At 60.8% G+C, this 21,174-nt stretch carries 20 protein-coding genes and 1 rRNA gene; 18 read left to right on the forward strand and 3 right to left on the reverse strand.

Annotated elements, in window-relative coordinates:
• A 5S ribosomal RNA gene (gene rrf / locus AC6H0R_RS14570) occupies positions 1-103 on the forward strand; the annotation flags it as partial.
• A 145-nt stretch (positions 104-248) separates the two neighbouring features.
• Here the strand turns inward: rrf and AC6H0R_RS14575 are convergent.
• The 3 genes from AC6H0R_RS14575 to trxA all read right to left on the reverse strand — a co-directional run bounded on the left by AC6H0R_RS14575 (position 249) and on the right by trxA (position 3,328).
• A complete protein-coding gene (locus AC6H0R_RS14575; protein WP_497582094.1) occupies positions 249-1,562 on the reverse strand; it encodes a TAXI family TRAP transporter solute-binding subunit in 1,314 nt (437 codons plus the stop codon).
• Positions 1,563-1,602: 40 nt separating this feature from the next.
• Positions 1,603-2,862, reverse strand: coding sequence for a transcription termination factor Rho (gene rho / locus AC6H0R_RS14580; protein WP_497582095.1), 1,260 nt, complete (start codon positions 2,860-2,862; stop codon positions 1,603-1,605).
• Positions 2,863-3,001: 139 nt separating this feature from the next.
• Positions 3,002-3,328: a thioredoxin TrxA gene (gene trxA / locus AC6H0R_RS14585; protein WP_497582096.1), complete on the reverse strand. Its 327-nt coding sequence runs from the start codon at positions 3,326-3,328 to the stop codon at positions 3,002-3,004.
• 276 nt (positions 3,329-3,604) lie between these two features.
• Between trxA and fdxA the strand changes: the two genes are divergently transcribed.
• The 17 genes from fdxA to accD all read left to right on the forward strand — a co-directional run bounded on the left by fdxA (position 3,605) and on the right by accD (position 21,170).
• Complete coding sequence (gene fdxA, locus AC6H0R_RS14590; protein WP_497582097.1) at positions 3,605-3,928, forward strand: ferredoxin FdxA; 324 nt, start codon at positions 3,605-3,607, stop codon at positions 3,926-3,928.
• Positions 3,929-3,969: 41 nt separating this feature from the next.
• Positions 3,970-5,637 (forward strand): long-chain-fatty-acid--CoA ligase, encoded by a 1,668-nt coding sequence (locus AC6H0R_RS14595; RefSeq protein ID WP_497582098.1) that lies wholly within the window; start codon positions 3,970-3,972, stop codon positions 5,635-5,637.
• Between the two features lie 62 nt (positions 5,638-5,699).
• The gene (gene aroC, locus AC6H0R_RS14600) at positions 5,700-6,836 is read left to right on the forward strand and encodes a chorismate synthase (RefSeq protein ID WP_497582099.1); all 1,137 of its coding nucleotides are present in this window, start codon (positions 5,700-5,702) and stop codon (positions 6,834-6,836) included.
• Between the two features lie 10 nt (positions 6,837-6,846).
• Positions 6,847-8,004 (forward strand): MFS transporter, encoded by a 1,158-nt coding sequence (locus AC6H0R_RS14605; RefSeq protein WP_497582100.1) that lies wholly within the window; start codon positions 6,847-6,849, stop codon positions 8,002-8,004.
• Positions 8,001-8,813: a M48 family metallopeptidase gene (locus tag AC6H0R_RS14610; protein ID WP_497582101.1), complete on the forward strand. Its 813-nt coding sequence runs from the start codon at positions 8,001-8,003 to the stop codon at positions 8,811-8,813. Before AC6H0R_RS14605 ends, AC6H0R_RS14610 begins: the two co-directional genes overlap by 4 nt.
• A gap of 65 nt (positions 8,814-8,878) precedes the next feature.
• Positions 8,879-10,288 (forward strand): 3-isopropylmalate dehydratase large subunit, encoded by a 1,410-nt coding sequence (leuC, locus tag AC6H0R_RS14615; protein WP_497582102.1) that lies wholly within the window; start codon positions 8,879-8,881, stop codon positions 10,286-10,288.
• A 17-nt stretch (positions 10,289-10,305) separates the two neighbouring features.
• On the forward strand, positions 10,306-10,437 hold the full coding sequence (locus tag AC6H0R_RS14620) for an entericidin A/B family lipoprotein (RefSeq protein WP_497582103.1): 132 nt from the start codon (positions 10,306-10,308) through the stop codon (positions 10,435-10,437).
• Positions 10,437-11,075, forward strand: a complete 639-nt coding sequence (leuD, locus tag AC6H0R_RS14625; protein ID WP_497582104.1) for a 3-isopropylmalate dehydratase small subunit — start codon at positions 10,437-10,439, stop codon at positions 11,073-11,075. Before AC6H0R_RS14620 ends, leuD begins: the two co-directional genes overlap by 1 nt.
• Positions 11,076-11,108: 33 nt before the next feature.
• Positions 11,109-12,161, forward strand: coding sequence for a 3-isopropylmalate dehydrogenase (gene leuB, locus AC6H0R_RS14630; protein ID WP_497582105.1), 1,053 nt, complete (start codon positions 11,109-11,111; stop codon positions 12,159-12,161).
• A gap of 33 nt (positions 12,162-12,194) precedes the next feature.
• Positions 12,195-13,328 (forward strand): aspartate-semialdehyde dehydrogenase, encoded by a 1,134-nt coding sequence (asd, locus tag AC6H0R_RS14635; RefSeq protein ID WP_497582106.1) that lies wholly within the window; start codon positions 12,195-12,197, stop codon positions 13,326-13,328.
• Positions 13,329-13,560: 232 nt separating this feature from the next.
• Positions 13,561-16,170: a motility hub landmark protein FimV gene (locus tag AC6H0R_RS14640; RefSeq protein WP_497582107.1), complete on the forward strand. Its 2,610-nt coding sequence runs from the start codon at positions 13,561-13,563 to the stop codon at positions 16,168-16,170.
• Between the two features lie 62 nt (positions 16,171-16,232).
• Positions 16,233-16,835: a CbiQ family ECF transporter T component gene (locus AC6H0R_RS14645; RefSeq protein ID WP_497582108.1), complete on the forward strand. Its 603-nt coding sequence runs from the start codon at positions 16,233-16,235 to the stop codon at positions 16,833-16,835.
• On the forward strand, positions 16,832-17,626 hold the full coding sequence (gene truA, locus AC6H0R_RS14650; RefSeq protein ID WP_497582109.1) for a tRNA pseudouridine(38-40) synthase TruA: 795 nt from the start codon (positions 16,832-16,834) through the stop codon (positions 17,624-17,626). The genes AC6H0R_RS14645 and truA overlap by 4 nt, the downstream gene beginning before the upstream one ends.
• Positions 17,627-18,253, forward strand: a complete 627-nt coding sequence (locus tag AC6H0R_RS14655) for a phosphoribosylanthranilate isomerase (protein WP_497582110.1) — start codon at positions 17,627-17,629, stop codon at positions 18,251-18,253.
• The gene (gene trpB, locus AC6H0R_RS14660) at positions 18,240-19,451 is read left to right on the forward strand and encodes a tryptophan synthase subunit beta (RefSeq protein WP_497582111.1); all 1,212 of its coding nucleotides are present in this window, start codon (positions 18,240-18,242) and stop codon (positions 19,449-19,451) included. Before AC6H0R_RS14655 ends, trpB begins: the two co-directional genes overlap by 14 nt.
• Before the next feature lie 40 nt (positions 19,452-19,491).
• Positions 19,492-20,307 (forward strand): tryptophan synthase subunit alpha, encoded by an 816-nt coding sequence (trpA, locus tag AC6H0R_RS14665; protein ID WP_497582112.1) that lies wholly within the window; start codon positions 19,492-19,494, stop codon positions 20,305-20,307.
• Entirely contained in the window at positions 20,304-21,170 is an 867-nt protein-coding gene (accD, locus tag AC6H0R_RS14670) for an acetyl-CoA carboxylase, carboxyltransferase subunit beta (protein WP_497582113.1), read from the forward strand. The genes trpA and accD overlap by 4 nt, the downstream gene beginning before the upstream one ends.
• The last annotated feature ends 4 nt before the right edge of the window (positions 21,171-21,174 follow it).

The following is a 21,174-nucleotide window of genomic DNA, read 5'->3' on the forward strand; positions in this document are numbered from 1 at the left end:
ATAGCAGCCTGGAACCACTCCTTCCCATCCCGAACAGGAACGTGAAACAGGCCCGCGCCGATGATAGTGCAGATACCTGTGTGAAAGTAGGTCATCGTCAGACTAACCCCAAAAGCAAAAAGCCCGCTCATACAAGCGGGCTTTTTTGCGTCTACTGCATTAGAAAAAAACCAATACGCCTACAGCCTCAACCTCTGAACAACTCAGTTCAGCGAACGCGGTACCGCAAGCGTGAAGACCGATGACGACTAGGCACGACTTTGTCGAAGTTTGAAGAGCCGCTCACGGATCAACTGGATATGTTCGCGCAAAGTGTATAACTCGCTGTTGTATGAAAGCGGAATGCGACGATGATTGGCAAGCTCTTCGATATGGTCGAGTTGTTTGAGGTACTCCGAAATCTCTTCATCGCTAGTGTGTGGATCAATCCGATCTTCAAGAAACTTCATTTCGCCATACCAGCGGTAAATGCGTGAACGCATTCGCCATGAATAGACGGCAGGGAGAATGCGCATCAGTGGGATCATGATTGCGATCAGGGGAATGAGCGCAACGAGCAAGCGATCTACAAGAATGGCCAGCCAAAAAGGCAGATATCGTTGCAGGAACGGTGGGCCGCTTTCATAGAGTCGCTGGGCAACATCGCTTGGCGGCAGATCGCGCCCCGCAATTCTTGGATATTCACCAGCGCGTTGGAACAGGCCTGGCGATGCGTGAATCTCACGCGCGCTTTGGAGCAACAAGCTGATGATTGCAGGGTGCAGGTCAGCGCGGGCAATGAGGTTCGCTGATGCCCCGAGCAAATCGACGTCCCTGGGAGGGCTTACTTTGACTAGATCAATTGAGCCTTCGGGAAGTACGACGGTATCGAGGTGGGGAATGCGCTTGGTGTACGCCGCCGTGTGCTTTAGTTCGGCGATATGTATGCCGGGTGAGCCCAGCAAGCGCTGGATGACGGGGGATTCTGAGCCGGAAATGATGAAGGCTGCATCAATTTTTCCCTCAAGCAAGGCGTTTGCGGCTTCGTTCCCTCCAATCATTTTCAGCCCAGGGCTGTTGAGTGCGACACCGCTGTCGGCCAGCATTTGTAGCGCGAGCAACTGAGTGCCGCTGCCCGGTTCCCCGGTGGCGATGGAGTATCCGTTGATTTGCGCCAGACGAGTCAGCGGGGCAGGGAGCCGGTGAAAGATCCACACAGGCTCGAAGTACATACTGCCCAAGGAGACGAGATCCCGGGATTCTGGGTCATGCGCGATCCCGCTCTGGATGAAGGCGAGATCGACTCCCTCCGTCATCAGGCCACGCAGGTTCTCGATGGAGCCGCTGGAAGGTCGAAGCACCAGCTCAATGCCTTCGCGCGCGAGAGCGGTCCGATAAAGCTCGCCGAACATCGCGTAGCCGCCTCCCGGGGCTCCGGTCATCATTGTGACGGTGCGGGGAGGGGCGGGACGGACAACACTGAAAAGGAGCCAGGATGCGAAAAAAAGGGCGCCAACGATACTGAGCACGGTGATGCTGACAAACACACTGGACTGGTTTCTCAGCCATTGGATGGTGTTCATGGCGCCGTGCTCCTGAAGTCAGCAGTGAGGAGGCTGGTTCTTACCCTCTCCGCATTGCATCATAGAACTCGCCGTTGCTCTTGGTAGCTTTGATCTTGTCGAGCAGGAACTCCATCGCGTCCATGTCATCCATTCCGTACAGCAGCTTGCGTAGCACCCATACCTTTTGCAGGATCTCGGGCTTCATCAGGAGCTCTTCGCGTCGCGTGCCGGATCGGTTGACGTTGATTGCGGGATAAACGCGCTTTTCGGCCATGCGACGCTCAAGGTGCAGTTCCATGTTGCCGGTACCCTTGAACTCTTCGTAGATCACGTCATCCATGCGGCTGCCCGTGTCGATCAGCGCTGTGGCGATGATGGTCAGGCTACCGCCTTCCTCGATGTTGCGCGCCGCACCGAAGAAGCGCTTGGGCTTCTGCAGCGCGTTGGCGTCCACCCCGCCAGTCAGAACTTTGCCGGAAGCCGGTACGACGGTGTTGTACGCGCGGGCGAGTCGAGTCAGCGAGTCGAGAAGGATCACCACGTCTTTTTTGTGTTCGGTCAGGCGCTTGGCTTTCTCGATGACCATCTCGGCGACCTGGACGTGACGGGACGCCGGTTCATCGAAGGTCGATGCGACGACTTCGCCACGTACCGAGCGCTGCATTTCCGTGACTTCTTCGGGGCGTTCGTCGATCAACAGTACGATGACGACGACTTCCGGATGGTTGGAGATGAGTGCGTGTGCGATGTGCTGCAACATGACCGTCTTGCCGCTCTTCGGAGGGGCGACGAGCAAGCCGCGCTGACCTTTGCCGATCGGGGCAATCATGTCGATGATGCGGCCGGTGATGTTCTCTTCACCGCGCATGTCACGTTCGAGCTTGAAGCACTCGTTCGGATGCAGCGGAGTGAGGTTTTCGAACAGGATCTTGTGTTTGCAGTTCTCTGGAGACTCGCCATTGATCTTGTCGAGTTTGACCATCGCAAAGTAACGCTCACCGTCCTTTGGGGTGCGGATTTCACCCTCAATGGTGTCGCCGGTGTGCAGGTTGAAGCGGCGAATCTGCGACGGCGACACGTAGATGTCGTCGGTGCCGGCGAGATAAGAGGTGTCTGGCGAACGCAGAAAACCGAATCCGTCGGGCAGCACTTCAAGGGCACCATCACCATAGATTGGCTCGCCCTTTTTGGCGCGGTTTTTCAGCAGGGCAAAAACGAGTTCCTGTTTCTTCAGCCGGTTGGCACCTTCGATACCGTTCGAGTGTGCCATTTCAAGCAACTGGCTGACGTGGAGGGCTTTGAGCTCCGATAGATGCATGGCGGATTTGAGCGCGGATGCGCGTAGGTGAATGTTTCAGGTGGGGTGTGCCTGCGCTGCAGGGGAGGCGAAGTCGCGTTCCGGAGGGTGCAGACAGGCGTCACGAAGGCCAGCGGGAACCGCTGGCCGGGTGTTGATTTCAGAGGTTGCTGTCGATGAAGGCGGTCAGTTGGGATTTGGACAGCGCGCCGACCTTGGTGGCCTCGACATTGCCGCCCTTGAACAACATCAAGGTCGGGATGCCGCGGATGCCGAATTTGGCGGGAGTTTCCTGATTGTCGTCGATGTTGAGCTTGGCGATCTTGAGGCGGCCTGCGTATTCCTGGGCTACATCGTCAAGGATGGGCGCAATCATCTTGCACGGGCCACACCACTCAGCCCAGTAATCCACCAGAACGGGAAGGTTTTCCTGCAGGACTTCGGTATCGAAATTGCTGTCGGTTACGTGCTGAATATGCTCGCTCATGATTCCTCGTGAGGGTTCTGGCCGCAGTGCTATGAATTGAATCTGTAGATGCCGGTATCCGGAAGGGGCGGCATGCTGGGCGGGTGTCTGATGGAGCAGGGGTGCTCCGGTTGAAGCCGAAAGTTATGCCAAGGCCGAATCCACGTCAAGGATTTCCGTGCAACCTTGTTGTCTGCGTAGCAAAAAGGTGCCGCTGTCGGCTATATTGTTCGCCGACTTGTGGCGTTAAGCTTGAAGTATATCGCCGCATTCTGATATTCGTGGAGACGAAAAGCTATGACTTATGTGGTGACGGAATCCTGTATCCGCTGCAAGTACACCGATTGCGTCGATGTGTGCCCGGTGGACTGCTTTCGCGAGGGGCCAAACTTTCTGGTGATCGACCCTGACGAATGCATCGACTGCACGCTGTGCGTCGCCGAATGTCCCGTCGAGGCGATTTTCGCCGAGGACGATGTGCCGGCGGATCAGCAGCACTTCATCGAGCTCAATGCCGAGCTGTCCAAAGAGTGGAAGCCCATTGTGGAACGCAAGGACGCGCTGCCTGATTCGGAAGAGTGGGCTGCCGTGAAGGACAAGCTGGATCAGCTCGAACGCTGACTCCACAATTCGGGGGAGCCCGCCCCGCTGCCGAGGTGCGGATGGAGAAGATCTGGCTGCAAAGTTATCCGGCGGGGATGCCGGTTGAACTCGGTACTCCGGAACATCCTTCCATTGTCGAGGTGTTCGAGGAGTCCGTGTCCCGCTTTGGCGGGAAGCCGGCCTATCTCAACATGGGCAAGGCGCTGTCCTATGCCGAGCTGGATCGCCTGTCTGCAGCCTTTGCGGCCTATCTGAAGGGCGAGCTCGGACTGCAACCCGGTGCCCGCGTTGCATTGATGATGCCGAACCTTCTGCAGTACCCGGTGGCATTGTTCGGGGTGTTGCGTGCCGGTTGTGTGGTGGTTAACGTCAATCCGCTATACACCCCGCGTGAGCTGGAGCACCAGCTGACGGATTCCGGTGCCGAGGCGCTCGTCGTGCTGGAGAACTTCGCGCACACCGTGGAGCGCGTGCGCCAGGCCGTGCCGCTGCAGCACGTGATCGTGACTGCGCTGGGTGATCTGCTTGGCAGCGTGAAGGGTGCTCTGGTCAATTTTGCCGTGCGCCATGTTCGCAAGATGGTTCCGGCGTGGCAGCTTCCTGGGTATTTGCGGCTGGATGATGCGCTTGCCCGTGGCGCCAGGATAGGTTTCGTGCGCCATCAGCTGTCCGGGGGTGACGTTGCTTTCCTGCAGTACACAGGCGGTACGACCGGGCGCGCGAAAGGTGCCGTCCTGACGCATGCCAACATCGTTGCCAACATGAGCCAGGCGCGAGCCTGGATTCGCCCGGTGATCAAGGAAGGCGAAGAGCTGATCGTTACTGCGCTGCCGCTTTATCACATCTTTTCGCTGACGGCGAACTGCCTCGTTTATTCGAGTTTTGGCGCGACCAATCTGCTCATTACCAATCCGCGCGACATTCCCGGATTCGTAAAGGAACTGCGCAAGCACCGCTTCACGGCTGTCACCGGTGTGAACACGCTTTTCAATGCCCTGTTGAATCATCCCGATTTCGCCAAGCTAGATTTTTCTGCGCTGAAGATCACGCTTGGTGGTGGCATGGCCGTGCAGCGGCAGGTCGCGGAACGCTGGCAGGCGACTACTGGTTCGGTCTTGCTTGAGGCCTACGGGCTGACCGAGACATCGCCGGCCGTGAGCATCAACCCGCTCGATCTTCAGCAATACAACCACTCGATCGGTTTGCCGCTGCCCTCAACGGAGGTGTCGATCCGGGATGATGCGGGTGGGGAAGTGCCGACCGGGGAGCCCGGGGAGTTGTGTATCCGTGGGCCGCAGGTGATGCGCGGGTACTGGAATCGTCCGGAGGAGACGGCTGAAGCCTTCACGTCTGACGGCTACTTCCGTACGGGTGACATTGCCACCATGAATGAGCAGGGCTACCTGACCATTGTCGACCGCAAGAAGGATCTCATCATCGTTTCGGGCTTCAATGTGGTGCCAAACGAGATCGAGGATGTCGTGGCCAGCCATCCGGGAGTGCTTGAGGTTGCCGCGGTAGGTGTGCCCGATGATCGCAGCGGCGAGGTGGTCAAGGTCTTCGTTGTACGTCGTGACCCGGCTTTGACCGAGGCCGCGATCATCGCCCACTGCCGAGAGAGCCTTACTGCCTACAAGGTCCCGCATCGGGTCGAGTTCCGCGACGAGCTCCCGAAGAGCAATGTCGGCAAGATCCTTCGTCGGCAGTTGCGCGACGCCCCGGCCTGAGGTCGTGCTTGGCGGCGTGTTAGAATCAGCGCCCTCGATTCGACCGCCAGCGCGAGTTCTCCATGTCCGGCAATACCCAAGGCAAGCTCTTCAGCTTTACCTCCTTCGGCGAGTCCCACGGCCCCGCGATCGGTTGCGTGGTCGACGGCTGTCCGCCGGGGCTCGCGATTTCGGTCGAGGATATCCAGCGTGAACTGGACCGCCGCAAGCCCGGTACGTCGCGTCATGTTACGCAGCGCCGCGAGCCGGACGAAGTGGAGATCCTCTCGGGCGTGTTCGAGGGCCAGACGACTGGCACCCCGATTGCGCTGCTGATCCGCAACCAGGACCAGCGCTCGAAGGATTACGGCAACATCGCGGAAACCTTCCGCCCCGGTCATGCCGACTACCCCTATTGGCAGAAGTACGGCATCCGTGATCATCGTGGTGGTGGCCGCTCGTCGGCGCGTGAAACGGCAGTGCGCGTTGCTGCCGGTGCGATTGCCCGCAAGTGGCTGCGTGAGCAGTACGGCGTTGTCATCCGCGGCTACATGGCTGCGCTCGGGCCGCTCGAGATTCCGTTCGTGGAATGGGCCGAGGTCGATCGGAATCCCTTTTTTGCGCCCAACGCCCAGATCGTGCCGCAACTCGAAGCCTTCATGGACGAGCTGCGCAAGTCTGGCGATTCGATTGGCGCCCGTATCAATGTCGTCGCCACCGGTTTGCCGGTTGGCTGGGGCGAGCCGGTGTATGACCGGCTGGATGCTGATATCGCCTACGCGATGATGAACATCAACGCCGTCAAGGGCGTCGAGATCGGAGCGGGTTTCGCGTCAGTGGCGCAGCGTGGCACCGAGCATTCCGACGAAATCGTGCCGGAGGGCTTTCTGTCGAACAACGCCGGCGGCGTGCTGGGTGGGCTGTCTACCGGGCAGGACATCATCGTCAGCATGGCGATCAAGCCGACTTCGAGCATCCGTCTGGATCGCCGCTCGGTCGACAAGCAGGGCAACGCGGTCGTCGTGAATACCCATGGTCGCCACGACCCCTGCGTGGGCATTCGCGCTACGCCGATCGCCGAGGCCATGCTCGCGCTCGTGCTGATGGACCACGCGTTGCGCCATCGTGCGCAATGCGCGGACGTGCGCACCAGTACGCCCGTCGTGCCGCGGCTCGCGCCCGAGGGTCATCAAAGCCCGCCTGCGCCGACGGAGGATTGAGCGCGCGGTCATGCTTCCCTATTGGCGGCTGTCGGCGTACTACTTTTTCTACTTCGGCTTTGTCGGCGCGTTCTCGCCGTACTTCACGCTGTATCTGCAGTCACTCGAGTATTCCGCCACCGACATTGCCGTGCTGATGTCGGTGATGCAGGTCATGCGAGTCCTGGCTCCGAACCTGTGGGGTTGGCTCGCCGAGCGAACCGGCCTGCGCGTACCAATCGTGCGCCTGTCCGCCATTGCCAGCCTGGCCGGCTTCTGCCTGTTCTTTGCTACTACCGAGTTCGCGGGCATGTTTGCTGCGATGGTGCTGATGGCCTTCTTCTGGAGTGCCGCGCTGCCGCTGGTCGAGAGCCTGACGTTTTCGCACCTCGGGGCGCTGGGCCATCACTATGGCCGCATCCGCCTGTGGGGTTCGGTCGGCTTCGTCGTTGCCGTGGTCGGCTTGGGGCATCTGCTCGATTTCGTGCGTATCGATGTCGTCCTGATTTTCATTGCAGCCATTCTTTTCGGCATCGTGCTGTGTGGCTTTGCCTTGCCCGAGGCGGAAGGGCGCCGTGGCGCGCGAGGCCGTGCGCGACTGGGTGAAACCCTGCGCCGCCGCGAAGTGCAGGCCTTGCTCGGCGCCTGCTTCTTCATGGCGGCAGCGCATGGTGCAATGTATGTGTTCTACTCGATTCATCTTGCCGAGCATGGCTACGGCAAGGCCGTGATCGGGTGGATGTGGGCGCTGGGCGTCATCGCCGAGATCGGGGTGTTCCTCGTCATGCCGGGCCTCGCGAAACGTTTCGGCATGCGTGCGATTTTGCTGTTCTCGTTGGCTGCGGTGGTGTTGCGCTTTCTCATGGTGGGTTGGGGGGCGCACAGTCTGACCTTGCTGCTTCTGGCCCAATTGCTGCACGGCGTGACCTTCGGTGCCTATCACGCGGCCGCCATTGCAATGATCAATCGCTGGTTCCCGGGGCGTTTGCAGGCGCATGGGCAGGCCTTGTACGGGAGCCTTTCTTTTGGTGCGGGCGGCATGCTGGGCGGCCTGATCAGTGGCGTGAGCTGGGATGCTGTCGGCGCCGCCTGGACTTTTACGCTGGGATCGAGTTTCGGTTTGGTCGGTCTGATGTGGTTGATGATCGGTTGGCGTAAGGCCGGCCCGGACGCAGAGGAGGGGAAATGAAGGCAATGCTGAGAAGTTCGCTGTGTGTAGCCGCGGCGGCGGGGCTCGTCGGCTGCCAGTCTGTGCAGACCACCAGCGGTGGCGAGATCGGCGTCAATCGTAGCCAGATGATGATGGTGTCGGCCACCGAGATCGAGCAGGCTTCGGCCAAGCAATACGACGAAGTGCTTGCCGAAGCGCGCGAGCAAGGGGTGCTCAATCGCGATGCGCGCCAGCTTGAGCGAGTGCGTGGTATCACCAAGCGGCTGGTCGCCCAGGTCGGTGCCTTTCGGCAGGATGCGTTGGCGTGGCAGTGGGAGACCAACGTAATCCGATCGGACGATCTCAACGCCTGGTGCATGGCGGGCGGGAAAATGGCGATCTATTCGGGCTTGATCGAGCAGCTCAAACTGAGCGATGACGAGATTGCGGCTGTGATGGGGCACGAGATCGCGCATGCGTTGCGCGAGCATGCGCGTGAGCGTGTGTCCCGTTCGATGGCCACAGGCATTGGCGTGTCGGTTGTTGGTGCCGTGCTTGGCGCCGGCGCGGTAGGGCAGGATCTGATGGGCAAGGTGGCGAGCGTCACCTTCGAGCTGCCGCACTCGCGCCTGCATGAAACCGAGGCTGACCGAATCGGCGTCGAGCTTGCCGCACGTGCGGGCTTTGATCCGCGTGCGGCCGTGACGCTGTGGAACAAGATGGCCAGCCGTTCTGCCGGAGGGCCGCCGCAGTGGCTGTCGACGCATCCGGGGCATGCCGAGCGACAACGTGAGCTTGCGGTAGCCAGCGAGCGTGTAATGCCGCTGTATCAGGCGGCAAAGCGCTAGGCGTAATCTGGTCAGCCTAGCCCCGCTGTGAAATAATCAAGAACTTTTTCCGTGGAACGAGATGCATGAACGCGCGCACCTTGTATGACAAATTGTGGGACGCCCACCTTGTGCGGCAAGAGGCCGACGGAACGGCGCTGATCTATATTGATCGCCACCTCGTGCACGAGGTCACCAGCCCGCAGGCCTTCGAGGGGCTGAAGCTCGCCCATCGCAAACCGTGGCGCATCCAGTCCATCGTCGCTACGGCCGATCACAATACGCCGACCGATCATTGGGACATGGGGATCCAGGATCCCGTCTCGCGCCAGCAGGTGGAAACGCTGGACGCCAACATCCGCGAAGTCGGCGCACTGGCCTATTTCCCGTTCAAGGATGCGCGCCAGGGCATCGTGCATGTGATTGGCCCCGAAAACGGCGCAACGCTGCCGGGCATGACAGTGGTGTGCGGTGATTCGCATACCTCGACGCACGGTGCTTTCGGCTGTCTGGCGCACGGTATCGGCACGTCAGAAGTCGAGCACGTGCTCGCCACGCAATGCCTGCTGCAGAAGAAATCCAAGAGCATGCTGGTGCGCGTTGACGGTGAATTGCCGCGCGGCGTGACGGCGAAAGATATCGTGCTGGCCATCATCGGCAAGATCGGTACTGCAGGCGGTACGGGGTACGCCATTGAGTTCGGCGGCAGTGCGATTCGCGCGCTTTCGATGGAAGGGCGCATGACGATCTGCAACATGGCGATCGAAGCCGGCGCTCGTGCCGGCATGGTGGCGGTGGATCAGATCACGATCGACTACGTCAAAGGACGCCCGTTCGCGCCGACCGGCGCCGACTGGGACAAGGCCGTGCAGTACTGGAGCACCCTGCATTCGGATGACGGAGCGCGCTTCGATCTGGTGGTTGAGCTCGATGCCGCGAAGCTTGAGCCGCAGGTGACCTGGGGTACATCCCCGGAGATGGTGACCACCATTGGCGGAAGCGTGCCTGACCCGGCCGATATTGAGGATCCCGTGCGTCGTGAAAGCACCGAGCGGGCCCTGAAGTACATGGGCCTGACCCCGAATACGCCGATGACCGAAATTCAGGTCGATCAGGTGTTCATCGGCTCCTGTACCAATTCGCGGATTGAGGATTTGCGCGAAGCGGCTGAGGTGGTGAAGGGGCGTAAGAAGGCCGACAACGTGCGCCGTGTGCTGGTCGTGCCGGGTTCGGGACTGGTCAAGCGCCAGGCCGAGGACGAAGGTCTGGATCGCATCTTCATCGAAGCCGGTTTCGAATGGCGTGAGCCAGGCTGTTCCATGTGTCTGGCGATGAATGCCGATCGGTTGGAGCCTGGTGAGCGTTGTGCCTCGACCTCGAACCGGAATTTTGAAGGGCGGCAGGGCGCAGGTGGGCGAACCCATCTCGTGAGTCCCGCAATGGCCGCTGCCGCGGCTGTGAGTGGTCACTTCGTGGACGTTCGTCAGATCAACTGAGCTGGGCGGAGACTGAAATGAAAAACGTGATGCGCTTTCTGTCGTTGGCACTGGCGGTCGGGGTTTTCCTCTCCGGATGCAATACCGTCCAGGGCCTTGGCAAGGATATCGAAAAGGGTGGCGAGGCCATCCAGAAGGCAGTGAAGTAATGAAACCGTTCAATACCCTCAACGGGCTGGTTGCACCGCTCGATCGTGCAAACGTCGATACCGATGCGATCATTCCCAAGCAATTTCTAAAATCGATCAAGCGCAGCGGCTTTGGTCCGAACCTGTTCGACGAATGGCGTTATCTTGACGTCGGCCAGCCCGGGCAGGACAACAGCGGTCGGCCGAAGAATCCTGATTTCGTGCTCAATCAGCCGCGCTATGACGGCGCGCAGGTGCTGCTGGCGCGCGCCAACTTCGGTTGCGGCAGCTCGCGTGAGCATGCCCCGTGGGCGCTGGAGGATTACGGCTTCCGGGTCATCATTGCGCCGAGCTTTGCCGATATCTTTTTCAACAACAGTTTCAAGAACGGACTGTTGCCGATCGTGCTGTCGGCCGAGACGGTGGATGTACTGTTCCGCGAGTGCGAGGCGATCGAGGGCTATCGGCTGGTCGTCGATCTGGCCACGCAGACCATCACGCGCCCGAATGGCGAACAGATCGCTTTCGAGGTGGATGCGTTTCGCAAGGAATGTCTGCTCAACGGCTGGGACGATATCGGTCTGACCTTGCTGCATGCAGACGAAATCAAGACATTCGAGGCGCGCCGACGCGCCGAGCATCCGTATTACTTTTCCTGAACCTTCGGGTTCGGACGACTGGAGATGGTTTCAATGAAGATTTGCATTGCCCCGGGCGACGGGATTGGCCCGGAGATCATGGCTGAGGCGGTTCGTGTGCTGAAGGCGCTCGACCTCAAGATGGAATTCGAAGAGGCCCAGGTTGGCGGCTGCGCAGTGGACGCCAGCGGCGATCCGCTGCCGGAAGCGTCACAGAAGCTGGTCAAAGAGGCCGACGCCATCCTGCTGGGTGCGGTCGGCGGCCCGAAGTGGGACAACCACCCGCGTGAACAGCGCCCGGAGCGCGGTCTGCTGCGCATCCGTAAGGATCTGAACCTGTTTGCGAACTTCCGCCCGGCGATCCTGTATCCGGAGCTGGCCAATGCGTCGTCGCTCAAGCCCGATATCGTTGCCGGTCTGGACATCCTGATCGTGCGTGAGCTGACCGGCGATATCTACTTCGGTCAGCCGCGCGCCATCGAGATGCGCAACGGCGAGCGCTATGGCTTCAACACCATGCACTACTCGGAGAGCGAGATTCGCCGCATCGGCCGCGTGGCCTTTGAAGCTGCCCGCAAGCGCAACAAGCGCCTGTGCTCGGTCGACAAGATGAACGTGCTGGAAACCTCCCAGTTGTGGCGTGAAGTCATGATCGAGCTGGCCTCCGAGTATCCGGACGTCGAGCTGTTGCACATGCTCGTCGACAACGCAGCCATGCAGCTGGTGCGCAACCCCAAGCAGTTCGACGTGATCGTTACCGGAAACATGTTTGGCGACATCCTGTCGGACGAAGCCGCGATGCTGACCGGCTCGATCGGCATGCTGCCGTCCGCTTCGCTCGACGAGAACGGCAAGGGCATGTATGAGCCGTCGCATGGCTCGGCGCCGGACATCGCCGGCAAGGGGCTCGCGAACCCGCTGGCCACCATTCTCTCCGCCGCGATGATGTTGCGTTACACGTTTGCGATGGAAGATGAGGCGCGTCATATCGAGAACGCGGTCAAGAAGGTATTGTCGCAAGGCTATCGTACCGGTGACATCTTCGAGCCGGGCATGACGCGTGTTGGCACCAGCCAGATGGGCGATGCCGTACTTGCAGCACTGTAATCCGGAGCAAAACGAACAAGCAGGGGAAGTGAAATGAACAAGGTGGGTCTGGTCGGCTGGCGCGGCATGGTGGGTTCGGTGCTGATGCAGCGCATGGAAGAGGAGGGTGATTTCGCCCGCATCGAGCCGGTCTATTTCTCGACATCGAACGCGGGTGGCAAGCCTCCGGTGTTCGGTGGCAAGGAAGTGGCATTGCCGCTGCAGGATGCGATGAACGTCGAGGCGCTGGCCGCATGCGACATCATCATTACCTGTCAGGGTGGCGACTACACCAAGGAAGTCTTCCCCAAGCTTCGCGCCGCGGGTTGGGATGGTCACTGGATTGATGCTGCCAGTGCGCTGCGCATGGCGGATGACGCCGTGATCATCCTCGATCCGGTTAACCGCCATGTCATCGATGCGGCGCTGGCCAAGGGCGGGCGCAACTGGATCGGCGGGAACTGCACAGTGTCGCTGATGCTGATGGGGCTGGGCGGGCTGTTCAAGGCTGGTCTGGTTGAATGGATTTCGGCCATGACCTACCAGGCGGCCTCGGGTGCTGGCGCGCAGAACATGCGTGACCTCATCTCGCAGATGGGCATGCTGCGTGATGCCGTGGCCGATGAACTGGCTGATCCGCGCTCTGCCATTCTCGACATTGATCGCAAGGTCATCGAGACCATGCGCTCGTCCGAATTCCCGGTACAGAACTTCCGGGGGGCGGCATTGGCCGGCAGCCTGATTCCCTGGATCGACGTGCCGGTTGAGCACGGCCAATCCAAGGAAGAATGGAAAGGCGGCGCCGAGTGCAACAAGATCCTCGGCAATCCGCCGTTCCGCAGTGCCGGCAGCGTGCCTATTGATGGGCTTTGCGTGCGTATTGGCGCCATGCGCTGCCATTCGCAGGCGCTGACGATCAAGCTGAAGAAGGACGTTCCGCTTGATGAGATCAGCGCCATCATCGCGAATGCAAACGAATGGGTGAAGGTCGTTCCGAATGAGCGTGAGATCACCGAACGGGAGCTGACCCCGGCGGCGGTTACGGGCACGCTGTCCATTCCGGTCGGTCGTCTGCACAAGATGGCGATGGGGCCGGAATATCTTGGCGCGTTTACGGTTGGCGATCAGCTTTTGTGGGGTGCGGCCGAACCTTTGCGTCGTATGCTCGGCATTCTGCTCGGCCGTTGAAGAGTCGTAGTGAGGCGGGAGCAGTCGGTCGGTTTGCTCCCGCTCTCATGGTCGCAGTGTGGTTTCCGTGTGGCACTTTCTGCTGAAAATGCCAATTGGAAGCGCAAGTTGCTGCGCGAAGTTAAAGAAGATGCTAGATTGCGCTGAACATGCCGCTTATATAGGCATATCCGCGCGGGTTCCGCCCCCTGGCCGTCTTTTCTTCTACCGGGTGCTTCACACGACGACCGCTATGAAAAAATCGCTCAAGCTCACCGTTCTTGCGACTGCCATTGCCGCTGTGATGCCTTTTCAGGCAAATGCTGCGGGGCTTGGCGGGATCAATGTTTTCAGCGCCCTCGGCCAACCTTTGCGGGCGGAAATAGAACTTCACGCTACCCCTGAAGAGCTCGATGGCATGTCGGCATTCGTGCCTTCACCTGAAGCTTTCAAGCGCGCCAATCTCGAGTATTCGGCGCTGATGTCCGAGCTTGAGTTGAAGGTGGAGCGCCGCGGTAGCCGCTCGGTAATTCGCCTCAGCAGTTCCCGTGTCATCAACGAGCCGTTCATGGACGTACTCGTAGAGCTGCGCTGGGCTTCCGGAAGCCTGCTGCGCGAGTACACATTCCTGCTCGATCCGGTTGATATGCGTCCGGCTCCCGTGGCTGCAGCGCCGACGCGTTCTGCCGCCGCTTCTCGAGGCGCGCAAGCGATGTCGGGCGATGCGCAGCATGTCGTACGCCGAGGTGAAACATTGCATCGCATTGCGCTTGATTATCTTCCGGCCAATGCGCAACTTGAGCAGATGCTGATCGCACTGCTGCGCGAAAACCCTAATGCATTTGCTGGTGGAAACATCAATCGATTGCGTGCCGGTGAGTCTCTGAGCATTCCGGACGAGATTTCGGTTGCTGCTATCTCGGCGGAGGAGGCGCGGCGTGAAGTGCAGGCGCAATCCGCTGAATTCGAGGCCTATCGCAACCGTGTGGCCGCGGCTGTTTCGGCGCGTGCCCCGCAGCGGGAAGCAGAAGCTTCTCGCGAGAGTACCGGCCGTGTCGAACCCCGCGTGGAAGAGATCGTGCGGGAAGAGAGGCCTGTGGACCAGGTGCAGGTTTCGGGCACCCGTAGTCCGGTCGAGAGTGGCGCCAGCGGTCCGGTCGCAGTGGACGGCGCAGAGCGCTCCGCGACACTTGCTGAAGAAGACATGTATGTCTTGAAGCGCGAAGTCGAAGAAATGCGTTCGCGTCTTGCAGAGCTTGAACAGACCGTTTCGGATCAACAAGGCATCATCGATATCCGTGATTCCGTGATTGCTCGCCTGCAGGCAGACGAAGCGCCGGCAGGCGAGTCCGCACCGGATGCTGCCGCTGCCCCGAATGAAGCGACGAGTCCTGCTCCTGCTCCGGCGCCCACGGTTGCTCCTGCACCTCCTGCGCCCCCGCCCGCGATGCCGGTATACGAACCGGGGTTGATGGAGCGCATTACGGCCAATCCGCTGTTGCTCGCGGTTGGTGCTTTGGTAATCGGCCTGCTGGCATTGCTTGGGCTGCGTGTGGCTCGTCGGCGTCGTGAAGCGCAGGACTTCGACAGTGTCGCGCCGCAAGGCTTGAGTGAGCCGGAGGAGCCTCTGTCGGTGGTCAGTCAGCCCGGTGGTGAGAGTGTCGACACCGACAGCAACACCAGTGTCATGGATACCGACTTCAGCCAGACCGGCCTGTCTGCCATTGATGCCGACGAGGGGGTAGATCCCGTTGCCGAGGCGGATGTCTATCTGGCCTACGGGCGCGATGCCCAAGCTGAAGAGATTCTGCTCGATGCCCTCAAGGTGGATGCATCGCGGCACGCTATCTACCTCAAATTGCTTGAAGTGTACGTGCAACGGGGCGATCGTCGTCAGTTCGAAGTGATCGCCACCGATCTGTATTCCCGTACTGGCGGGGAGGGTGGTGACTGGCAGAAGGCTGCTTCGATGGGTCGCAAACTCGATCCCGAAAACCCCCTGTATGCAGAGTCTGGCGGTGCGGCAGCAAGTGGTGCAGGTGCTTCCTTTGCGGCTGCCGGGGTGGCTGCCTCGGCTTCGGGGGCAGAGGCACGCAAGCTTGAGGATACGCAGATTGGTCTGGATCAGAGTGAGCTGGATCTGCCTGATCTGGGGCCTCAGGCGGATCAGGGTCTGTCTGGTGTCGTGACTGACGATGGTCTGGAAAGTCCTGAGAGCGCTGCGGCCGAGGAATCGCCGGCGCTGGACTTCGATTTTGACGATCTCGGTAAGGTGGGTTCAGAGGCGCCTGCGGAACCGGCTGCCGAGGTGCCCGCACAAGACGACAATGCGATGAGCTTCGACCTCGATTTGGGCGAGGAGGTGAGTTCTGCTGAATCTGCCCCAGAGTCGCAGTCTCCGGCTGAGATTGAACCGGATCCTGTCGTCGATGAGCCGGTCGAGGAAGAAGAAACAGTGATGGACCTCGAGCGGACCGAGTTCGACGCAAATCTGCTTGATTTTGATCTCGATCTGACGCCGCCCCCGTCCGTCAAGCCGGATGCTTCGGAGGGCATGGACCTGACGTCGATCGATCTTGATCTCGATTTGCCGGCCACGCCGGAGGCTGAAATGGCGCCTCCGGTCGATGAACCAGCGCAGGCCCAGATGGCTGCGGATGGTGATGTTGACGAGTCGGCTGCTGTGCCGCAGTTTGATGCGCAGGACGTGCAGCGCGAGATGGAGACAAAACTCGAACTCGCCCGTGCCTACGATGAAATGGGAGATCGCGAAGGCGCCCGCGAGTTGCTTGAGGAAGTCGTCAAAGACGGTTCCGATGAGCAGCGTGAGGAAGCCCAGCGCATGCTCGAACGCCTCGCATGAGGTTTTGCAATCTTGCTGCCGGCGGTGTCCGAGGATTCGGCGCCGCCGGCTGATTCGTTTACATGCATTCCGGTCTGCAGGTCTTTCTCTGGCTCGTCGTCGTCGCGGGCCTTCAGTTTTTTGGGGTGCTGCCACTCACCGCTGCGCTGTGCCTGTGCGCGCTGCTGGGCGCGCTCTTGGCGCCTCAGCGCAGCGTTCGCCTGGTGCGGCGTGTGCGCTTCATCGTGATCGCCATCGTCATCCTGTTTGCAGGCTTTACGCCGGGAGAGGCCCTGTTGGTTGACTGGCCGCGCCTGAGTCCGTCACGCGAAGGCGTGCTGCTGGCTTACGAGCATGCTGCCCGGGTGCTGGTCGTGGTGCTGCTGGTTTCGCTGCTGCTCGAGCGCATGCCTCCCCAGCGATTGGTCGGCGCCATTCACGCCTTGATGCGTCCTTTCGGAGTCATAGGTTTCCCGGCGGATCGGGTGGCAGTGCGAACGCTTTTGGTGTTGCGGCTTGTCGAGGCTGAGAAACCGCCTAAGTGGCAGGAGTGGATTCGCGATGACAGCAACGATCTGCATGAGCAGATTGAAGTTGGCAAGGAGCCGTTCAAGGCGGTGGACCGCTGTGTCGTCGGCTTGTTGCTCATCGCCATGGTGAGTTGGGTGTGGTGGGGACTGTCGTGAGGATTGCGTTGGGCGTCGAGTATGCAGGTGATGCATTCGAAGGCTGGCAGAGTCAGCAGCACGGGCGCACGGTGCAGGATCATCTGGAGCGGGCGATTTCCGCCATTGCGGGCCAGCCGATCCGGCTGCATTGCGCCGGGCGGACCGACACCGGTGTGCATGCGACAGCGCAGGTGGCGCATTTCGACTGTGATGCAGAGCGCCCCCTCAATGCATGGGTGCGTGGGGTCAACGCCCATCTGAACGTACCTGTTACAGTGCGTTGGGCGCAGCCGGTGAATGACGATTTTCACTCCCGCTTTTCTGCGATGGCGCGTCGCTACCGATACGTGCTGCATGTTTCGCGCACGCGGCCGGCGTTGCTGGCGGGGCGGGTTGGCTGGTTCCATCTGCCGCTTGACGCCGCAAGAATGGATGAGGCGGCGCAGGCCTTGCTCGGTTGGCACGATTTCACGTCATTTCGTGCGACGGGCTGCCAGGGGAAAACGCCGATGCGACTGATGCATGAGGCTCGTGTGCAGCGTGACGGTGACTTTTTGCTGTTTGATTTCCACGCCAATGGATTTCTGCATCACATGGTCCGCAATCTGGTCGGGGCCCTCGTCATGGTGGGTAAAGGCACGCGCCCGCCGGAGTGGATTGCAGAGGTTCTCTCAGCGCGTGATCGCAGCGTGGCCGCGCCGACCTTTCCGGCGGGCGGGCTCTACCTGTGTGGAGTCGATTACCCGGCCGGATGGCCGCTGCCGGGGGATGGGCGTATCATCGCCATGCCCCGCTTTCCGGTTGTCTGAATGTCCCGTACCCGTATCAAGATCTGTGGCCTGACTCGCCCCGAAGACGTTGATGCCGCCGTCGATGCGGGCGCCGACGCGATCGGGCTTGTGTTCTATCCGCATAGTCCGCGCTTCGTGTCCCCTGTGCTGGCCGCCCGGCTTGCGCGACGGGTGCCGCCTTTTGTCAGTGTCGTCGGCTTGTTCGTGAATGCCGAACAGGCCTTCGTGCGTGATGTGCTGGCACAGGTGCCGCTGCACGCATTGCAGTTTCACGGTGACGAGCAGGGAGAGGATTGCGCCCGCTATGGCCGCCCGTGGTTCAAAGCGGCGCGGGTTCGGGCGGGGTTCGATCTGTTAGAATTCGCATCTTTGCACCGCTCGTCTTCAGGCATCCTGCTGGATGCTTTTTCCGAAGCTTATGGCGGAACCGGTCACCGTTTCGACTGGTCTCTGATCCCTGATTCGATGGATCGGCGTCGCCTGATCCTGTCGGGTGGGCTGGATGCCGACAATGTTGGTGAGGCCATACGCCACATTCACCCGTGGGCGGTGGACGTGTCGAGTGGTGTGGAAGTAGACAAGGGTATCAAGAGCGCGGCGCGCATCGCGGCGTTCATTGCTGGAGTTCGTAATGCAGATGGCTGACACTCCCTATTCGTTTCCGGACGCCAGTGGCCACTTTGGCCCCTACGGCGGTGCTTTCGTTTCGGAAACCCTGATTCCGGCGTTGGCCGAACTGCGTCAGGCGTATGACGAGGCTCAGCGCGACCCGGCCTTCATGGCCGAGTTCGAGTACGAGCTCAAGCACTACGTCGGGCGCCCGAGCCCCGTGTATTTTGCCGAACGGCTGACGGCCAAGTGCGGCGGCGCGCGCATCTATCTGAAGCGCGAGGATCTGAACCACACCGGCGCGCACAAGGTGAACAACTGCATCGGCCAGGCCATGCTGGCGCGCCGCATGGGCAAGCCGCGCGTGATCGCCGAAACCGGGGCCGGACAACACGGCGTCGCAACCGCTACTGTCGCCGCGCGATATGGCATGGAGTGCGTGGTCTACATGGGCGCCGAAGACGTCAAGCGTCAGGCCGCCAACGTGTATCGCATGAAGCTGCTGGGCGCTACCGTGGTGCCAGTCGAATCCGGCTCGCGCACGCTCAAGGACGCGCTCAACGAAGCCATGCGCGATTGGGTCACCAACGTCGAAAACACGTTCTACATCATTGGCACGGTGGCGGGCCCGCACCCGTATCCGATGCTGGTGCGCGACTTTCAGTCGGTGATTGGCAAGGAATGTCTGACCCAGGTGCCGGATCTGACGGGGCGCCATCCGGATTACGTCATCGCCTGTGTCGGTGGCGGCTCCAACGCCATGGGCATCTTTCACCCGTATCTGGAAGTGCCTTCGGCGCGCCTGGTTGGCGTCGAGGCGGCTGGCGACGGTATCGCTACCGGGCGTCACTCGGCCAGCCTTACGGCCGGTCGTCCTGGCGTGCTGCACGGTAACCGTACGTATCTGCTGCAGAACGAGGATGGCCAGATCATCGAAACACACTCGATTTCTGCTGGCCTCGACTATCCGGGCGTTGGCCCCGAGCACGCATGGCTGAAGGATAGCCAGCGCGCCGAATATGTCGGCATTACCGATGCTGAGGCGCTGGAGGCTTTTCATGCGCTGTGCCGCGTCGAAGGCATCATTCCGGCGCTGGAAAGCTCGCACGCCATCGCCTACGCGATGAAGCTGGCGCCCACGCTTGACGCGGACAAGATTCTGCTCGTGAACCTGTCCGGCCGCGGCGACAAGGATATGCATACCGTCGCTGAGCGTTCGGGCATGACCCTCTGATTCCACCGGGCCGTTTGCGGCCCGTTTATTTTTGTAGACCATGTCCAGAATCCAGAACGTATTCAAAGAGTTGAAGGAAGGCGGCCGTCGAGCGCTGATCCCGTTCATTACGGCAGGCGATCCCTCGCCAGAGCTCACCGTGCCGTTGATGCATGCGCTGGTTGCCGGTGGCGCCGACATCATCGAACTGGGGGTTCCGTTTTCCGACCCGATGGCAGATGGCCCGACCATCCAGCGTGCTTCCGAGCGTGCTCTGGAGCGTGGGATGAGCCTGCGCAAGGTCATCGAGATCGTCAGCGAGTTCCGTCAGACCGATAGCCGGACCCCGGTGGTGCTGATGGGCTATGCCAATCCGATCGAGGCGATGGGTGTGCCGAAGTTTGTCGAGCGCGCGAAGGCGGCCGAAGTCGATGGCGTGCTGGTGGTGGATTATCCGCCCGAGGAGTGCCGCGAGTTCGCCATGACGGTGCGTGAGGCCGGGCTTGATCCGGTCTTTTTGCTGGCACCTACGTCGTCCGAGCAGCGCTTCAGTGATGTCGCCGAAGCGGGTAGTGGCTATATCTATTACGTCTCGCTGAAGGGCGTCACCGGTGTAGGGGCGGTCAATTTTGACGAAGTGCGTGATCGCGTCGCCCTGATCCGTGACCGTGTCGGTCTGCCGATCGGAGTCGGCTTTGGCATCCGTGATGCCGAATCGGCCCGTCGAGTCGGCGAGTTTGCCGATGCCGTCGTGGTCGGTAGCCGCATCATCGAAGAAATTGAAAACAGTCCTGTCGAAGAGGTCGCCGCACGCGTCACTGCGCTGGTGCGTGGTCTGCGCGATGCTCTCGACGCACTTGAAAAGGTAGCCCAATGAGCTGGTTGACCAAGCTGCTTCCGCCGCGCATCAACAAGGGCGGTATTGCCAAGAAGTCCATTCCGGAAGGCCTGTGGAGCAAATGTTCGGCCTGTGAGGCCGTGCTGTACCGTGCCGATCTGGATACCAATCATTCGGTGTGTCCGAAGTGTGGCCATCACCAGCGCATCCGTGCGCGTGACCGCCTCGACCGGTTGCTTGACGCAGAAGGGCGCAGCGATGTCGGTATGTCGGTCATGCCGGTTGATCCGCTCAAGTTCAAGGATTCGCGCAAGTACACCGAGCGGCTGTCGTCCGCCACGCGGGATACGGGTGAAGATGATGCGCTGATCGTCATGCGCGGCACCATCCAGGGCCTGCCGGTGGTGGTGGCCTGCTTCGAGTTCGAGTTCATGGGCGGCTCCATGGGTTCGGTGGTCGGCGAGCGCTTCATGCGCGGTGTGCGGGCTGCCGAGGAATTGCGCGCTCCCTTCATCTGCATTACCGCATCGGGTGGTGCGCGCATGCAGGAAAGCCTGTTCTCGCTGATGCAGATGGCCAAGACCAATGCCGGCCTGACGCGTCTGTCGCGTCGTCGTCTGCCCTTCATCACGGTGCTGACTGACCCCACCATGGGCGGCGTGTCCGCCAGTTTCGCCTTCATGGGCGACGTGGTCATCGCCGAACCGGGCGCGCTGATCGGCTTTGCCGGCCCGCGCGTGATCGAGCAGACCGTGCGGGAGACACTCCCGGAAGGCTTTCAGCGTTCGGAATTCCTGCTCGAGAAGGGCGCGATCGACATGATCGTCGATCGTCGTGAAATGCGTGCTGCACTGGCCAGCGTCATTGCGCTGCTCACGCGTCAGCCCGCGCTGGAGGCCTGACGGG

The sequence above is a fragment of the Pseudazoarcus sp. NS36 genome (assembly GCF_059703705.1).

Bases quoted from the DNA above. Each gene is read 5' to 3' on its own strand.
- AC6H0R_RS14575 (WP_497582094.1), bottom strand. From the start codon at position 1,562: ATGAACACCATCCAATGGCTGAGAAACCAGTCCAGTGTGTTTGTCAGC.
- rho (WP_497582095.1), bottom strand. From the start codon at position 2,862: ATGCATCTATCGGAGCTCAAAGCCCTCCACGTCAGCCAGTTGCTTGAA.
- trxA (WP_497582096.1), bottom strand. From the start codon at position 3,328: ATGAGCGAGCATATTCAGCACGTAACCGACAGCAATTTCGATACCGAA.
- fdxA (WP_497582097.1), top strand. From the start codon at position 3,605: ATGACTTATGTGGTGACGGAATCCTGTATCCGCTGCAAGTACACCGAT.
- AC6H0R_RS14595 (WP_497582098.1), top strand. From the start codon at position 3,970: ATGGAGAAGATCTGGCTGCAAAGTTATCCGGCGGGGATGCCGGTTGAA.
- aroC (WP_497582099.1), top strand. From the start codon at position 5,700: ATGTCCGGCAATACCCAAGGCAAGCTCTTCAGCTTTACCTCCTTCGGC.
- AC6H0R_RS14605 (WP_497582100.1), top strand. From the start codon at position 6,847: ATGCTTCCCTATTGGCGGCTGTCGGCGTACTACTTTTTCTACTTCGGC.
- AC6H0R_RS14610 (WP_497582101.1), top strand. From the start codon at position 8,001: ATGAAGGCAATGCTGAGAAGTTCGCTGTGTGTAGCCGCGGCGGCGGGG.
- leuC (WP_497582102.1), top strand. From the start codon at position 8,879: ATGAACGCGCGCACCTTGTATGACAAATTGTGGGACGCCCACCTTGTG.
- AC6H0R_RS14620 (WP_497582103.1), top strand. From the start codon at position 10,306: ATGAAAAACGTGATGCGCTTTCTGTCGTTGGCACTGGCGGTCGGGGTT.
- leuD (WP_497582104.1), top strand. From the start codon at position 10,437: ATGAAACCGTTCAATACCCTCAACGGGCTGGTTGCACCGCTCGATCGT.
- leuB (WP_497582105.1), top strand. From the start codon at position 11,109: ATGAAGATTTGCATTGCCCCGGGCGACGGGATTGGCCCGGAGATCATG.
- asd (WP_497582106.1), top strand. From the start codon at position 12,195: ATGAACAAGGTGGGTCTGGTCGGCTGGCGCGGCATGGTGGGTTCGGTG.
- AC6H0R_RS14640 (WP_497582107.1), top strand. From the start codon at position 13,561: ATGAAAAAATCGCTCAAGCTCACCGTTCTTGCGACTGCCATTGCCGCT.
- AC6H0R_RS14645 (WP_497582108.1), top strand. From the start codon at position 16,233: ATGCATTCCGGTCTGCAGGTCTTTCTCTGGCTCGTCGTCGTCGCGGGC.
- AC6H0R_RS14655 (WP_497582110.1), top strand. From the start codon at position 17,627: ATGTCCCGTACCCGTATCAAGATCTGTGGCCTGACTCGCCCCGAAGAC.
- trpB (WP_497582111.1), top strand. From the start codon at position 18,240: ATGCAGATGGCTGACACTCCCTATTCGTTTCCGGACGCCAGTGGCCAC.
- trpA (WP_497582112.1), top strand. From the start codon at position 19,492: ATGTCCAGAATCCAGAACGTATTCAAAGAGTTGAAGGAAGGCGGCCGT.
- accD (WP_497582113.1), top strand. From the start codon at position 20,304: ATGAGCTGGTTGACCAAGCTGCTTCCGCCGCGCATCAACAAGGGCGGT.